The organism is Nocardia canadensis, from assembly GCF_032656385.1.
GTDB lineage: Bacteria > Actinomycetota > Actinomycetes > Mycobacteriales > Mycobacteriaceae > Nocardia > Nocardia canadensis.
This window is the reverse complement of record NZ_JAVCWB010000008.1, coordinates 1,736,369-1,751,010: the sequence shown is the minus strand read 5'-3', so window position 1 is coordinate 1,751,010 and position 14,642 is coordinate 1,736,369. Positions and strand designations below refer to the sequence as shown.

The 14,642-nt window shown below is 71.6% G+C and carries 14 protein-coding genes; 5 read left to right on the top strand and 9 right to left on the bottom strand.

What is annotated here, in order from left to right:
- The first annotated feature begins 41 nt into the window (after positions 1-41).
- From Q7X29_RS21970 to Q7X29_RS21955, 4 genes are read left to right on the top strand one after another with little or no spacing between them, the layout of a single operon-like run.
- Complete coding sequence (locus tag Q7X29_RS21970) at positions 42-1,280, top strand: cytochrome P450 (RefSeq protein WP_316575240.1); 1,239 nt, start codon at positions 42-44, stop codon at positions 1,278-1,280.
- Positions 1,277-2,500, top strand: coding sequence for a cytochrome P450 (locus Q7X29_RS21965; RefSeq protein ID WP_218719788.1), 1,224 nt, complete (start codon positions 1,277-1,279; stop codon positions 2,498-2,500). The genes Q7X29_RS21970 and Q7X29_RS21965 overlap by 4 nt, the downstream gene beginning before the upstream one ends.
- Positions 2,497-3,795 (top strand): NAD(P)/FAD-dependent oxidoreductase, encoded by a 1,299-nt coding sequence (locus Q7X29_RS21960; protein ID WP_316575239.1) that lies wholly within the window; start codon positions 2,497-2,499, stop codon positions 3,793-3,795. Before Q7X29_RS21965 ends, Q7X29_RS21960 begins: the two co-directional genes overlap by 4 nt.
- Positions 3,796-3,824: 29 nt before the next feature.
- Entirely contained in the window at positions 3,825-5,081 is a 1,257-nt protein-coding gene (locus tag Q7X29_RS21955; RefSeq protein ID WP_316575238.1) for a cytochrome P450, read from the top strand.
- Between the two features lie 48 nt (positions 5,082-5,129).
- Here the strand turns inward: Q7X29_RS21955 and Q7X29_RS21950 are convergent, their stop codons facing one another.
- The gene (locus Q7X29_RS21950; protein WP_316575237.1) at positions 5,130-6,011 is read right to left on the bottom strand and encodes a LysR family transcriptional regulator; all 882 of its coding nucleotides are present in this window, start codon (positions 6,009-6,011) and stop codon (positions 5,130-5,132) included.
- A gap of 78 nt (positions 6,012-6,089) precedes the next feature.
- On the opposite strand from Q7X29_RS21950, the gene Q7X29_RS21945 reads away from it, so the two are divergent.
- Positions 6,090-7,064, top strand: coding sequence for an EamA family transporter (locus Q7X29_RS21945; protein WP_316575236.1), 975 nt, complete (start codon positions 6,090-6,092; stop codon positions 7,062-7,064).
- A gap of 116 nt (positions 7,065-7,180) precedes the next feature.
- On the opposite strand, the gene Q7X29_RS21940 is transcribed toward Q7X29_RS21945, so the two are convergent.
- From Q7X29_RS21940 to Q7X29_RS21905, 8 genes are all read right to left on the bottom strand, one after another.
- Positions 7,181-8,014 (bottom strand): alpha/beta fold hydrolase, encoded by an 834-nt coding sequence (locus tag Q7X29_RS21940; protein WP_316575235.1) that lies wholly within the window; start codon positions 8,012-8,014, stop codon positions 7,181-7,183.
- Positions 8,015-8,033: 19 nt separating this feature from the next.
- Complete coding sequence (locus Q7X29_RS21935; protein ID WP_218719783.1) at positions 8,034-8,477, bottom strand: PaaI family thioesterase; 444 nt, start codon at positions 8,475-8,477, stop codon at positions 8,034-8,036.
- Positions 8,474-10,186 (bottom strand): fatty acyl-AMP ligase, encoded by a 1,713-nt coding sequence (locus Q7X29_RS21930; protein ID WP_316575234.1) that lies wholly within the window; start codon positions 10,184-10,186, stop codon positions 8,474-8,476. Before Q7X29_RS21930 ends, Q7X29_RS21935 begins: the two co-directional genes overlap by 4 nt.
- Entirely contained in the window at positions 10,183-11,424 is a 1,242-nt protein-coding gene (locus tag Q7X29_RS21925; RefSeq protein ID WP_316575233.1) for a cytochrome P450, read from the bottom strand. The genes Q7X29_RS21930 and Q7X29_RS21925 overlap by 4 nt, the downstream gene beginning before the upstream one ends.
- On the bottom strand, positions 11,421-12,314 hold the full coding sequence (locus Q7X29_RS21920) for an SAM-dependent methyltransferase (protein ID WP_218719780.1): 894 nt from the start codon (positions 12,312-12,314) through the stop codon (positions 11,421-11,423). Before Q7X29_RS21920 ends, Q7X29_RS21925 begins: the two co-directional genes overlap by 4 nt.
- Positions 12,311-12,574, bottom strand: coding sequence for an acyl carrier protein (locus Q7X29_RS21915; protein WP_316575232.1), 264 nt, complete (start codon positions 12,572-12,574; stop codon positions 12,311-12,313). Before Q7X29_RS21915 ends, Q7X29_RS21920 begins: the two co-directional genes overlap by 4 nt.
- A 9-nt stretch (positions 12,575-12,583) precedes the next feature.
- Positions 12,584-13,510 carry an acyl-CoA desaturase gene (locus Q7X29_RS21910; protein ID WP_218719778.1) on the bottom strand — a complete coding sequence of 309 codons (927 nt, stop codon included), beginning with the start codon at positions 13,508-13,510 and terminating at the stop codon, positions 12,584-12,586.
- 84 nt (positions 13,511-13,594) lie between these two features.
- Positions 13,595-14,581 (bottom strand): zinc-binding dehydrogenase, encoded by a 987-nt coding sequence (locus tag Q7X29_RS21905; protein WP_316575231.1) that lies wholly within the window; start codon positions 14,579-14,581, stop codon positions 13,595-13,597.
- Positions 14,582-14,642: the final 61 nt, after the last annotated feature.

Sequence of the window (14,642 nt, the reverse complement as noted above, 5' to 3'; positions counted from 1 at the left end):
GCGGCGAAATCCCCGCACCGCTATCGCCGTAGGAGCTGCCGGTGACTTCCGATCATGTCGCGGTCGACGACCCGACCCCGGTGCAGATCGCGGTGCTGGAGAGCGTCGCACCGCACTGCCGCCACGACCCGTACCGCAGTTACACGACGCTGCGGGAGGCGGGCCCGTTCGTCCCCGGCCCGCACGGGATCCACTTCGTGCCCCGGCACGCCGAGGCTCAGACCATCCTGAGCGACCCGCGCTGGAGTCATGCCGAGGAGCCGCAGCTGCTGCACGGCGACAGCGAGGTGGAACTGCCCGGTTCCTTCCTGTGGATGGAACCGCCGGACCACACCCGGCTGCGCGGCCTGGTCGGCAAGGCGTTCACCGCGCGCACCGTGGCGGGACTGCACGAACGGGCCGAGCGCCTGGTCGACGGCCTGCTGACGGCGATGCTGGCCGAAGGCGAGACCGACGCGCTCGAGGCGCTGGCCTACCCGGTGCCGCTGACGCTGATCTGCGAACTGCTCGGTGTCCCCGCCGAAGCCCATGCCCACGTCCGCGAGATCTCCGCGCACATCGCCCGTGGCCTCGACCCCGACACCCTGCTCAGCCCGGTCGAGCTGGCCGCGCGCACCACCGCCGTGCACGCGTTCACCGACTTCTTCGGCGACCTGATCGCCCGGCGCCGCCGCGACCCCCGCGACGACCTGATCACCGCGCTCGTGCAGGCCGAGGACGCCGGGGTGCAGCTGACCCGCACCGAACTGATCGGGACCCTGCTGATCCTGGTGGTGGCGGGCCACGAGACCACTGTCAACCTGATCGGCAACGGGCTGCTGGCGCTGATCCGCCACCCCGATCAGTTCCAGCGGTTGCGCGAGGATCCGGCGCTGTGCGTTCCCGCGGTCGACGAGGTCCTGCGCTACGACCCGCCCGTGCACCTGACCACCCGGACCGCGCGGCACGAGATCGAGCTCGCCGGCCGGACCTTCGTGCCCGGTGACGCGGTGATCGTGCTGATCGGTTCGGCGGCCCGGGATCCCAGGGCCTTCCCGGACGCCGACCGGTTCGACATCGGCCGCTACGGGCCCGGCCGGCGACCCGAGCGGCATCTGTCGTTCGGTCTCGGCCTGCACTACTGCCTCGGCGCACCGCTGGCCCGCCTGGAGATGCAGGCGGTGCTGCGGGCCGTGGCCACCCGGGTCGAGCGGATGTCACTGCTCGCCGAACCGCCGTACCGCCCGAACGTGGTCGTGCGCGGCATGTCCGAACTGCGAATCAGCCTGGAGGGCCGATGAGTACCGCTGTCCCCGCCGACCTCACCTTCGACGCGTTCGCGCCCGAGCACCGTGCCGACCCGTACGCCGCCTACCACCGGGTGCGCGAGGCGACGCCGCTGTTCCCGTTCGCCCTCGGCGAGGTCCCGGTGACGCTGGTGACCCGCTACGAGGAATGCGCCGCGGTCCTCACCGGCACCGACTGGGGGCACGGCTACTCGGCGGGGATCAGCCCGTTCCGCGACACCACCGCCGCCATCCCGGGGTCCTTCGTCCGGATGGATCCGCCCGAGCACGGCCGCTACCGCAAGCTGGTGGCGAAAGCGTTCACCCCCGCCACGATCGGCGAACTGGCGCCGCTGGCGGGCACCGTGGTCGACGGACTGATCGACGCCGCGCTCGATCGCGGTGAGTTCGACGTGCTCGACGATCTGGCGGTGCCGCTGGCCGTCGCCATGGTCGCGGTGCGCCTGCTCGGCGCGGACGCCGCCGACGGAGCCGACTTCCGCGCCTGGCAGTTGGCGATCGCGCGGGGCAGCGACCCCGACTCGCTGCTCGGTCCCGGCGACATCAGCGCCCGCACCGACGCCGCGATCGCCTGCATGGGGTACTTCGCGCGGTTGATCGCCGAGAAGAAGCGGCAGCCGGGCCCCGACCTGCTCAGCGACCTGGTCGCGGCGAGCGGCTCGGGTGAGCTTCCCACCGAACCCGAGGTGATCGGGATGTCGCTGCTGCTGCTCGTGGCCGGCATGGAGACCTCGATCAACCTGATCGGCAACGGCCTGCTCGCGCTGCTGCGCCACCCCGACCAGCTGGCGCTGCTGCGCGCGCATCCCGAGCTGATCGGGCCCGCGATCGACGAGATGCTGCGCTACGACGCGCCGACCCAGTTCACGATCCGGGTCGCCCTCGACGACACCGACGTGGGCGGGCACACCTTCCGGCGCGGTGACGGTGTCGTGGTGCTGACCGGCTCGGCCAACCGCGACGAGCGGGTCTACCGCGACGCCGACACCTTCGACATCACCCGGTTCACCGGACACCGGCCGCCGCGCAAGCATCTCGGGTTCAGCCTGGGCATCCACTACTGCGTGGGCGCGCCGCTGGCCCGGATCGAGGCCGAGGCCGCGATCCTCGCGCTGCTGGCGCGAGCACCCGAGCTGGCCCTGGCCGACGCGCCGATCGTCTACCGTCCCAGCCTGATCCACCGGGGCATCCTGCACCTGCCGGTGACGCTGTGACCGCGCGCCGCGGGCAGGCGATCGTCATCGGCGCCGGGGTCGCCGGGCTGCTGGCCGCGCGCGTGCTCGCCGATACCTACGAGCGGGTCACCCTGGTCGAACGCGACGAGCTCGACGCGAAAGAGACTGTGCGCCGGGGTGTTCCGCAGGCCTGGCACCTGCACGGTCTGCTCGACCGGGGCCGCCGCGTCATGGAGGAGCTCTACCCGGGCTTCACCGAGCAGGCGGTCTCGGACGGCGCGACCGTCGCCGAGGTGCTGGTCGGCACCCGGTGGTATGTCGGCGGCTCCCGGCTCGCGGCGGGCTCGACCGGACTCACCTCGGTGATCGCCACCCGCTCGCTGCTCGAGACGGTGCTGCGCAGGCGGACCTTGCGGCTGCGCGGCATCGAACTGCTGACCCGCACCACCGTGCAGGGCCTGGTCGGCGACGCCCGGCGGGTGCGCGCGGTGACTGTCATCGGTCCGGCGGGCGCGCAGACCCTGTCCGCGGACCTGGTCGTCGACGCGGGCGGTCGAGGATCACGGATCACGCAGTGGCTCACCGCGATCGGAGCCGAGGTACCCGAGGAGGAGCGGCTCGACGTCGACCTCGGCTACGCGTCGCGGTTCTTCCGGCATCGGCCCGGTCAGCTCGGCGGACAGGCCTCGGTCATCGTCTCGACCGGTGCGAACGGGCGCGGCGGCGGCGCGGTCCGGGTGGAGGGCGATCGGTGGCACGTCACCCTGGCCGGAATGCTCGGCGATCATCCGCCCGTCGACGACGCGGGATTTCGCGAGTACGCCGCCTCGCTGTCGGCCCCCGACATCCACACCCTGGTGATCGGCTCCGAGCCGCTCGGCGACGCGGTGCCCTACCGGTTCCGGACCGCCGTGCGCCGCCGCTTCGACCGCCAGAGCGCCCCGCCGGACGGGCTGCTCGTGCTCGGCGACGCGCTGTGCGCCTTCAATCCCCTCTACGCCCAGGGCATGACGGTCGCCGCGCTGCAAGCCGCGGCGCTGCGCGAGTGCCTCGGTACGGGCGAAACCGACCTGCCCGCCCGGTATTACGCGGCCGCCGCCGGCGCGGTCGAGGTGGCTTGGCAGCTGGCCGCCGGCTCGGATCTGCGGCATCCGGGCGTCGTGGGCAGGCGCACGGTCCGGACCCGGCTCACCACTGTCTTCGTCAGCCGGGTGCAGCGGGTCGCGCACCATGATCCGCGCGTGGCCAGGACCTTCCTGCGGGTCGCCCACCTGGTCGACCCGCCCGCCGCGCTCACCGCGCCGGGCACGCTGCGCCGCATCCTCCTTCCCTGACCACCACCGGAGAACCAGGAGACCCACCCATGACCTCCACGACTTCCCCGATCGACGCCCAGGCGGTCCAGACCGCACTGGTCCAGCTGTTCGGGCCGGACGGCCGCGCCGATCCGTACGCCCCCGCCCGCGTCCTGCGCGAGGCGGGGCCCATCCATCAGACCCCGCTCGGTCACCATGTGCTGACCCGCTACGAGGACTGCGCGGCCGTGCTGTCCACCACCGCGTGGAGCCACGCCGAGGAAGCGGCGATGATGCACCCCACGGTGTCGCCGGAGAACGCCGCCGAGGAACTGCCCACCTCGTTCCTGTGGATGGAGCCGCCGGACCACACCCGCCTGCGCAACCTGGTCACCAAGGGTTTCACCCCGCGCATGGTGACCAGGCTGCGCCCCCGGATCGAGCAGCTGTGCGAGCAGCTCGTCGACGACGCCCTGGCCGCGGGCGAATTCGACCTCGTCGAGAAGATCGCCTATCCGCTGCCGCTGATCATCGCCTGCGAGCTGATCGGCGTGCCCGAGCAGGCCTACGACCAGGTCCACCGGTGGTCCCAGGACCTGGCCCGCGGCTTCGACCACGACTACACGCTGCCCGAGGAATGCCTGAGCGCCCGCAGCGCCGCCTCGCGCGGGTTCATGGGCTACTTCCGTGAGCTGCTCAACGAGCGGCGCGTCACCCCGCGCGACGACCTGCTCAGCGTGCTGTCGCAGGTCGAGGACCGCGGCGATGTGCTCACCGAGCAGGAGCTCCTCGCGACCTGCATCACCACCTTCGTCGCCGGTCACGAGACCACCGCCAATCTGATCGGCACCGGCATGCTGCGCTTGCTGCGCAACCCCGACCAGATCCAGCTGCTGCGCGATCGTCCCGAACTGCTGGCCGTCGCCCCCGACGAACTGCTGCGCCTGGATCCGTCGGTGCAGATCACCACGCGCGCCGCGACCCGGCCGATCACCGTCGCCGGGCACGAGTTCGAGCAGGGCGAAGGTGTGGTGGTGCTGATCAATTCGGCCAATCACGATCCGGCCGCCTACCCCGACCCCGACCGGGTCGACCTGACCCGCTACGCCGATCCGATGAACCCGGCCAAGAAGCACCTCGGGTTCAGCCTCGGCATCCACTACTGCCTCGGCGCCCCGCTGGCGCTGCTGGAGATGGAGATCCTGCTCGACGTGCTGCTGCGCAAGGTGCGCACGGTCGAATTGCGTTCGGAGAACCCGCCGTTCAAGCCCAATGTCGTCATCCGTGGGCTGGAATCGCTGGCGGTCGCGGTCACCCCGGCCTGAACACGTCGTTCCCGGCCCCGTCGGTGCAGCCGGCGGGGCCGGGAGCTGTCAGCGCTGGGTCGTCGGAACATCCAGTGCCGCGAGGAAGGCCGATGCCGCCGGGCTGCGGTCGGCGCGGTTCCACACGACGTACTCGACGCGGCTCGGCGCGTCGGTGACCGTCACGATGCGCACGCCGGTGAGCTGTGGGGCGTGGGCGGCGGGCATCATCGCCACACACAAATCCTGGCTGACGAGGCGGGCGATGTAGTCGGCGGTCGTCACCTCGAAGGCGACATCGCGGGTCAGGCCCGCCGCCGCGAACGCCAGATCCGATTGGATCCGGCCCGCCGTGCCCGCGGGCAGGTCGACGAAGACCTCGGTCGAGAGCCTGCGCAGATCGACGCTCGGTTCCTCGGCGAGCGGGTGGCCCGGTGCGACCACCGCGACGAGCTTGTCGCGCGCGAGTTCGTGGGCGGCGACCCCGCTCGGCCGCGTGGTCGTCGGCAAGCCGAGGAAGGCGACATCGAGGACGCCCTGTTCGACCTGCTCGGCCAGCTCCTCGCTCGCGCCGACCCGCAAACTGATCCGCACGTGCGGGTACGCGGTCCGGAATTCGCGCAGCGCGGCGGGCAGATCGACCGCGGCGACGGTCGGGATCAGGCCGACGGCGAGCCTGCCTCGCACCTCGCCGACCGCCGCGGCCACCTCGGCCGCCGCCCGCTCGGCGGCGTCGAGACACTGACGGGCCGCCGGGAGGAAGGCAGCGCCCGCCTGGGTGAGCCGGACCCGGCGGCTCGTCCGTTCGAACAGTTTCGCGCCCAGTTCACGCTCCAGCCGGGCGATCTGATGGCTCAGGGCCGACTGCACGACCAGGCACCGCTCGGCGGCCCGGGTGAAGCTGTCGGTCTCGGCGACGGCGAGGACGTAGCGCATCTGCTGGAGCTCCATGCATCCATCGTGCTTCACGATCGTTGCGTTGACAAACATGTGTTGGATTCATAGATCGTCGCGCGGTTCGATGGGTCCATGAAAGGTTCAGTGGCTCGGCCGACTTCCGGTGACCTCGGCGCGGGACGGGTGACACGGACCGCGATCACCGCGCTCGCGCCCGCCGCCTGGGGCACGACCTACGTGGTGACCACCGAACTCCTGCCGCCCGATCACCCGGTGTTCGCCGGGTTGCTGCGCGCCCTGCCCGCCGGGCTGATCGCGCTCGCGCTCACCCGGATCCTGCCGCGCGGACTGTGGTGGGCGAAGATCGCGGTGCTGGGGATACTCACCATCGGGGTGCCGTTCCCGCTGCTGTTCCTCGCGGCCGAACACCTGCCCGGCGGGGTCGCGGCGACCCTCGCGGCGGCGCAACCACTGGTGGTCGCGGTGCTGGCGATGCCGGTGCTGGGGGAGCGGCCGTCACCGCGGCGGCTGGTCTGGGGGACGATCGGCGTCACCGGGGTGGGGCTGGTGGTGCTCGGGCCGAGTGCGGCGCTCGACGGCACCGGGGTCGCGGCCGGACTGGTGAGCGCGGCATCGATGGCGCTGGGACTGACTCTCACCAAACGCTGGGGACGCCCGCCCGGGGTCGGCCCCGTGGCCTTCGCGGGGTGGCAGCTGACGGCCGGCGGGCTGGTCCTGTTGCCGGTAACCGCCCTGGTCGAGGGCGCGCCACCCCCGATCGACGGGCCCGCGGCACTCGGCTACCTGTGGATGGGTCTGTGCGGCGGACTGCTCGCCTACATCGTGTGGTTCCGCGGGCTGGGCACGTTGCCGGTCACCTCGGTCGCGGTGCTGCTGTTGCTGTCGCCGTTGGTCGCGGCCGTGCTCGGCGCGGTCCTGCTCGGCCAATGGCTCGGCCCGGTCCAGCTCGTCGGCTTCGGTCTCGCGCTGGCCGCCATCGTGGCCGGCCAGCTGCCCGACAAGCCAGTCGTATCGGCCGCCGAAATGCCTGTGCCCGAGGACAGTTCAGCGCCGATGTGTGCCGGGGCAGGGCGGCGGACGAGATGAAGCGCTCTTCGCCATCGGGGCTGCGCTGACCGGCGTCGCCGCGCCCGCGCAGGTGCCGGCGGATCGGGCCTCGGCCGGGTCGACGGCGGTGGCGCAGTGGCAGCCCGTGATCGACATCAGTGCACGGATTCGGTGTCCACTGCGGTGAGGAAGCGGCGGAGGTGCTCGGTGACCAGCTGCGGTTGTTCGAGGGTGCTGGAGTGGCCGCAGTTCGGCAGGTGGTGGCGGCGGGCGTGGGGGATCAGGGTGGCGATGCGGTCCGCGCAGGAGGGCGGGGTCGCGGTGTCGTCGGCGCCGACGAGGACGAGGGTGGGGGCGGTGATCGACGGGAGCTCGGGGGCGATGGCGGGGCGGGCGGTGACACCGTGGACGGCTTTGCGGAGGGCGACGCGGTCGGTGGCGGCCAGACGGCGGGACCAGTCACCCAGGACCGCGGAAGCGGCCGGGGAGGCGCGGAAGGTGGGGCCGAAGAGGTGGGGAGCGACGCGGCCGAGGACAGGGCGGTGCCCGAACCAGCGCAATGCCCACGCGAGGCGCTGGTACTCGGCGACTTTCGTGGGGTCTTCGGCGTCGGCGCTGGTATCGAGGAGGGCGAGGGAACGCAGGAGTCGAGGGTGCCGGGCGGCGAGACGGAGGCCGACGAAGCCGCCCATGGACAGACCGACCCAGTGGACCGGGCCGGTGCGCAGGGCCGCGAGGACGCCGACGGCGTCGGCGGTGAGGGTGTCCATGTCGTAGCCGCCGGGCGTGGGCGGAGTGTGGCCCTGGCCGCGCCAGTCGAGGGTGACGCAACGGTAGTCGAGTTGCAGGGATGACAGCTGGGCGCGGAACATCCAGCCGCCGAACAACAAGCCGTGGCCGAAGACGACCGTGGGCGCGTCGGGCTTGCCCGCCGGGGTACCGGTGTCGGTGTAGGCGATGGACACACCGTCGACGACGACGAAGGGCATGGGATCACGGCCTCTCGGGTCACGGTGTCGCGATGCGCACATTGCGCATCGTGACCAGCGCTGTCGCGCACAGGGTTTCACCGTCGTCCTCGACGGAGAAGACCTCGGCGGCGGCGATGGTGAGCAGCGCACCGGGCTTGATCACCCGGCCGCGCGCGATCACCGTCGCGCCCTTGGCGGGAGCGAGGATCTTCACCGTGTAGTCGACGGTCATATTGATCCAGCCGATCGGCAGCAGGGTGCCCGCCGCCGATCCCGCCGCGAAGTCGGCGAGCGAGCCGAGCACACCACCCTGGAAATAGCCGTCGTGCTGGGTGAGTTCGCGGCGGTGCGGCTGCACGATCTCGACCTCGCCGGGCGCGATCCGTCCGAAATGGAAACCCAGATGGGCGGCAGCGGGCATGGACAGCACCGCGGCGGGAACGACCTGGGCGAAATCGGGGTTGGGGGCCTGCGTCGTCATCGGGTCGGGCTCCTCTGGTCGGGGGTGGATGGCCATGCCTCGAAACCCGCTGCCGCGTACCGCGCGCGGGCGGCCGATCGCATGATCTTGCCACTGCTCGTCTTGGCCAGCTGGTCCGGCGGCGTCAGCACCAGGTCGCCGACGGCGAGTTCGTGTTCCCGGATCACCGCCGCCCGGATCGCTCCGATCACCTCGGCGGGATCGGCGTCGAGCCGGTCACGGCGCAGCTCCTGCACGACCACCAGCCGCTCACCCGCGTCACCGAAGTAGGCGAAGGCCGCCGAGCCGCCGTGGCGCAGCGCGGGATGCGCGGACTGCACGGTGTCCTCGATGTCGTGCGGATAGTGATTGCGGCCGCGGATGATCACCATGTCCTTGATCCGGCCGACGACATACAGGTCGCCGTCCACCAGCATCCCGACATCGCCGGTGCGCAGCCAGGCGGTGCGCGGATCGTCGGCGGCGCGGGCCCGCAGCAGTTCCTCGGTCGCCTCGGGGCGCCGCCAATAGCCCTGTGCCACATGGTCGCCGGTCACCCAGATCTCACCGGTCCGGCCCGCCGGGCACGACCGCAGCGTGGCGGTGTCGACGATGCGGACGCGTTCACCGGGCAGGACCCGCCCGGAACTGACCAGCGTGCGCGCCGTGCCCGGTCGGGCGGGTCGATAGTGCCCGGCACCGAGCGCGGCGGTGTCGACGGTCAGTGTGCGCGGGCCGCGGCCCTTGTCGCTGCCGGTGACCAGCAGGGTCGCTTCGGCCAGCCCGTAGCAGGGGTAGAGCGAAGTGGCCCGGAAGCCGTGCGGGGCGAAGGTTTCGGCGAACCGCGCGAGCGTGGCCGGGCGGATCGGCTCGGCGCCGTTGAACGCGACCTGCCAGCTGGTGAGATCCAGCTCGGGCACAGGCTCGGCGGCGGCCCTGGCGACGCACGCGTCGAAGGCGAAGTTCGGGCCGCCGCTGGAGTGCGCGCGGTACTCGCTGATCGCCGTCAGCCACAGCAGCGGCCTGCGCACGAAGGTGGCCGGTGACAGCAGCACGCTGGTCGCGCCCACCCAGAGTGGTTGCAGCACATTGCCGATCAGGCCCTGATCGTGGAACAGCGGCGCCCAGCCGACCACCGTCGACCCGCTGTCGTGACCGAAGGCGTGCCGGATCATCTCCTGGTTGGCGGCCAGATTGCGGTGCGAGACCATGACGCCCTTGGGCGCCGAGGTGGACCCGGAGGTGTACTGCAGGAACGCCACCGCGCCGGGGTCGATCGGCTCGGCGGGGAACTCGGTGCGCGTCAGGGTGTCGACGGTCAGCCAGGCGGCCTGTGGCAGTAGTGGTTGCAGCGCGGTGCGCAGCGGCTCGAGCGCCCCGGTGACGGTGAGAACCACGGCGGGCGCGCAATCCCGCACGATCGAGCGCGTCGCGTGCTGGACGTGCGTGCGGCGCGGCGGATTGACCGGGACCGCGATCACCCGCGCGAACAGGCAGCCGAAATAGGCGGCGAGGAAGTCGAGTCCGGGCGGGAAGAACAGTAGCGCTCGTTCGCCCGGCGCGCAGACCGCGCGCACCTGCGCCGCCACCGCCATGGCCCTGGCGTGCAGCTCGGCGTAGGTGAGGTGGTCGGCCTCGGCGCCGGTGTCGTCGAGGAAGCGGTAGGCGACGCGGTCGGGGGTGGCGTGCGCACGCTCGCGCAGGACCTCGGGCAGCAGAAGAGTGCTCATCGGCTCGCTCCGAACGACACGGGCAGGCTGTCGAGGCCGCGCAGCAGGAAACTGTGCTCCTGCCAGGCGAAGTCGCCCGCCGGTGTGGCCAGGCGCGGATGCCTGCGCAGGAGGGCGTCCAGGGCGATCCGGGTCTGGAGCTCGGCGAGGGCGCCCCCGAGGCAGCCGTGCATGCCGTGCCCGAAGGCCAGGTGATTCCCCGGCGTCCGGGTGATGTCGAATTCGTCGGGGCGAGCGAAGATCTCGGGATCGCGGTTCGCCGCGCCCAGACACACCAGGACATGCTCGCCCGCGCGGATCGTCTCCCCGCCGATCGTCACGTCCCGGGTGGCCAGCCGCTTGGTCAGCTGGAGCGGCGCGTCGTAGCGCAGGGCTTCCGCGACCGCGGCGCGCAGCGAGTCGGGGGACCGCCGCACCATGGCGGCCTGATCCGGGTGCCGCAGCAGGGCCAGGGTGGCGGTGCCGATGAGCGACTTTGTGGTCTCGGTGCCCGCGACGAAACACATGATGCAGACGAAGATCAGCTCCTCGTCGGTCAGGCGGTCCCCGCCCGCGGTGCGCGCGGCGAGCAGGCGGCTGATCAAGTCGTCACCGGGGGCGGCGCGGCGTTCGGCGAGCACCTCGGCCAGTGCGTCGGCGAACAACTCCACGACGGTGCGCACGCGGGTCAGGTCCTCGGCCTTCATCAGGCCGGGCTCGAGCAGGAAGCGGATGTCGTGCGTCCAGCCACCGACCCAGGCGTGCAGGGCGGGCGGCAGCGCCATCCACTCGCACAGCACCGCGACCGGGAGCGGTCCGGCCAGGTCGGTGATCACCTCGGCCCGGCCCGCGGCGATCGCGGGCCGCAGCAGCCGGTCGGCGATGGAGGCCACCAGGGGTTCCAGGGTCGCGATCGTGCGCGCCGTGAACACCTTGTTCACCAGGCCGCGCAGGCGGGCGTGCTCGGGGTTGTCGGTGAACACCAGCGAGGTGCGCCCGAGGCGTTCGATCCGCGCGACCTCGGGCTGACCGAGCCTGCGGGCCTGCTCGGTCACCAGCCGTGGGATCAGCCCCGCGCTGAAGGATCTGTCGTGCAGCACGGTTCGCGCGTCGGCGTGCCGGGTCAGCACCCACATGCCGAGCGTCTTGTGCACCGGCCGCGACTCCCGCAGCGCTCGGTACGCCGGGTAGGGATCACGCCGGAACTCGGCGCTGAACGGGTTGAACCGGATCGACGGGCGCGGCGCGGACAGCGTCATCCTCGCCCCCGGCGCGAGAAGAAGGTCTCCGGATAGGGACGGGCGACGATGCGCAACAGGCCGAGTTTGCCCATCCGGAAGCCCAGCGCCGACAGCTTCAGATAGCGCTCGTACCGGGCGACGGTCTCCGCGCCGACCAGCGCGACGGCCTCTGCCCGGTGTTCGCGCAGCCGGCGCGCCCACTGCGCGCAGGTCCAGGCGTAGTCGAGCCGGTCGTCGGTGAGCCCGACGATCTCGAAGAGCCCGTCGGCGGCCGCGGTGATCTCGGCGAGGGTCGGCAGGTCGGCATCGGGGAAGATCTCCTGCTGCATGAAGGCGCTGGCCTGCTCGCGGCGCATGTTGCCGTAGGCGATCGTCTGCAGCGACAGCGTGCCGTCGGCGGTGAGCCAGTCCCGGCAGCGGGTGAAGAATTCCCGGTACACCGCGATCTTGGCGGCCGGGGTGTCGTCGGGCCGCGCGAAGTGCTCGAACGCGCCGATCGAGATGATCCCGTCGAAGCGAGCCTCCGGCGCGTAGTGCACCCAGCTCTCGGTCCGCACCTCGACGCCCGGCAGCGCCAGCGCCCGGACATGCTCGGCCTGTTCGTCGCTGAGGGTCAGCCCGACCATCCGCGCCACACCGTGCTCGCGGCTGCCACGCGCGAGCACCGAGCCCCAGCCGCAGCCGATGTCGAGCACCGACTCCGCCCGGTCGGCGTCGATCGCGCTCAGGTGGTGGCGGAGCTTGCGGTCCTGCGCGGACTCGAGGGTGTCGGCGGGAGTGGCGGGCATCGCGCACGAGTAGCTCAGCGATGTGTCCAGCCACAGGCGGTAGAAGGCGTTGCCGATGTCGTAGTGGTGCCGGATCGCCGCGGCCGCGGCGTCGGCGCGGGCATCGGCCGGCTCGGTCACCGGCGGCCCGCGTTCGCGGTCAGCCGCTCGTGCAGGTGCCCGGCGACCGCGTCCAGCGTCGGGTTCTCGTAGAGGTCCTCGGGCGACAGGTCGACGCCGAACTGCTCCTCCACCTCGATGAGCAGGGCGACCGCCAGCGCGGAATCGACACCGAGACGGTCGAAGTCGGCGAGCGGGTCGATGGTGCTCGCCGGGACCTCGAGCAGCTGCCCGAGATACTCCTGGCACCACGTGACGATGGCTTCTCTACTGGTGTCCACGACAGCTCCTCATGCGCGTTTGGCGGCCAGCCGGTCGGCCGAGGGGATCTTCAGATCCCAGGCCAGACCGAAGGTTTCGAGCGTCCAGATCAGCCAGTAGCCGGGATCGAGCCGGTACCAGTGCAATCCGAACGACGGTGACTCGGGGAAGGCGTGATGATTGTTGTGCCACGACTCGCCGAGAGTGATCAGCGCGAACACGCCGCCGTTGCGGCTGTTCTCCCTGGACTGATACGGGCGGGTCCCCATCATGTGCAGGAACGAGTTGATCGCCCAGACGATGTGCTCGAGCAGGAAGATCCGCACGAACCCACCCCACAGCAGACCGCTCACGGCGCCGGTCCAGCTCAGGGTGAGCAGTCCGCCCAGCACGGCGGGCAGCAGCAGGCCCAGGCCCACCCACCAGTAGTACAGCCGCGCCACCCGTACCAGCGACCGGTCCTTGATCAGGTCGGGGGCGTAGTGGACGATGTTCGGGTACTCGTGGCGGCGCATCCACAGGAAGTGCGAATGCGCCAGCCCGCGCAGCGCGCCGCGCAGACCGTCACCGGAGAGGTTGGGGGAGTGCGGATCTCCCTCGCGATCGCTGTATTCGTGATGGCGCCGGTGCAGCGCCACCCACGACACCACCGGGCCCTGCCCGGCCATCGACCCGAACACCGCGAGCACGGCCGCGACCGCGGGCGTGGTGCGGAAGGTGCGATGGGTGAACAGGCGGTGGTAGCCGACGGTGATGCCGAGACCGGTCAGCAGCCACATCCCGAACAGCAGCCCCAGCTCCACGGCGCCGAGCGGGCGCACGAACAGGAAGGCCAGCGCGGCAACGGTTCCCACGATCGGCGCGACATCGAAGAGCAGGAAGTGCCTGCGCTGCAGTCGATGGATGTAGGGGTTGCTGATCGTCTTCTTCCGCGGCGAGGTGTCTTCTCGCGTCATGGTCGGACCGTAACAACGGGCGAAGCCCACGGCGTCGGGTCGCCGTGGGCTTCGATCGTGGGATCGAACTTGTGGATGATGGGGTCAGCGGGCGCCCGCGCGCAGCACCACCTTGCCGTTGCGGCCGGGGGTCTCGGACACGACCGCCGCCTCGCCCGCGCGGTCGAGCGGGAACTCGGCCTGCACCTCCAGCCGTAAGGTGCCCGCGGCGGCCAGGCCGACCAGTTCGGTGATCAGGCGCACGTAGTCGGCGTGCTCGATCTCGCTGGAGCGCTGCTGGCCCCAGAAGCCTTTCACCACGGCCTGTTTGAAGATGACGGCGCCGGTGTCGATGACCAGCGGCTGACCCGACAGCGCGCCGAAGGAGATCAGTTCACCACGCGGCGCCAGCAGCGACATCAGCGTGCCCGCGGCGGGGCCGCTGACCTGGTCGACCGCCCGCACGATCGGCTCGCCGTTGGTGACCTCGGCCGCACGGGTCGCCCAGTTCTCGGTCCCGGTGTCGATCACCGGTCCGTAGCCGAACTGTTCGAGGGCTCGCACCGAGTCCGGCCCGCGGACCAGGCTCAGCACCCGCACGCCGCGCTGCTGGGCGAACAGGTTGAGCAGCCGGCCGACCGCGCCGTTGGCGGCGTTCACCGTGATCCACTGCCCGGGGTGCACGTGCAGATCGTCGAGCAGCATCAGCGCGCTCAGCGGCATGGCCAGCAGCTGGCAGGCGGTGCCGTCGGGGACCTGCGGCGGCATCGGCACGACCTGCTCACCCCGGACGACGACGAAGTCGGCCCAGGCCGCGCGAGCGCCCGCCACGGCGACCCGCTGTCCCACCGCGACCCCGCCCGCGCCGGGCCCCACCGCGTCGACCACGCCGACCGCCTCGGTACCGGGGATGGCCGGCAGCGGCGGTTTGTACCCGTAGACACCGCGAATGATGGCCAGGTCGTGATTGTGAATCGGTGACAGCGTCATCGCGATCCGCACCTCGCCCGGTCCCGGCTCCGGCGGCGGCACCTCCTGCGCGGTGAGCACGTCCTTCGGATCGCCGAACCGGTCGATGACAACTGCCTGCATGTCCGCCTCCATGGTGGTTGCGAGTCCCTGCACGAGCATGTTCGCGTTCCATTGTGGCACC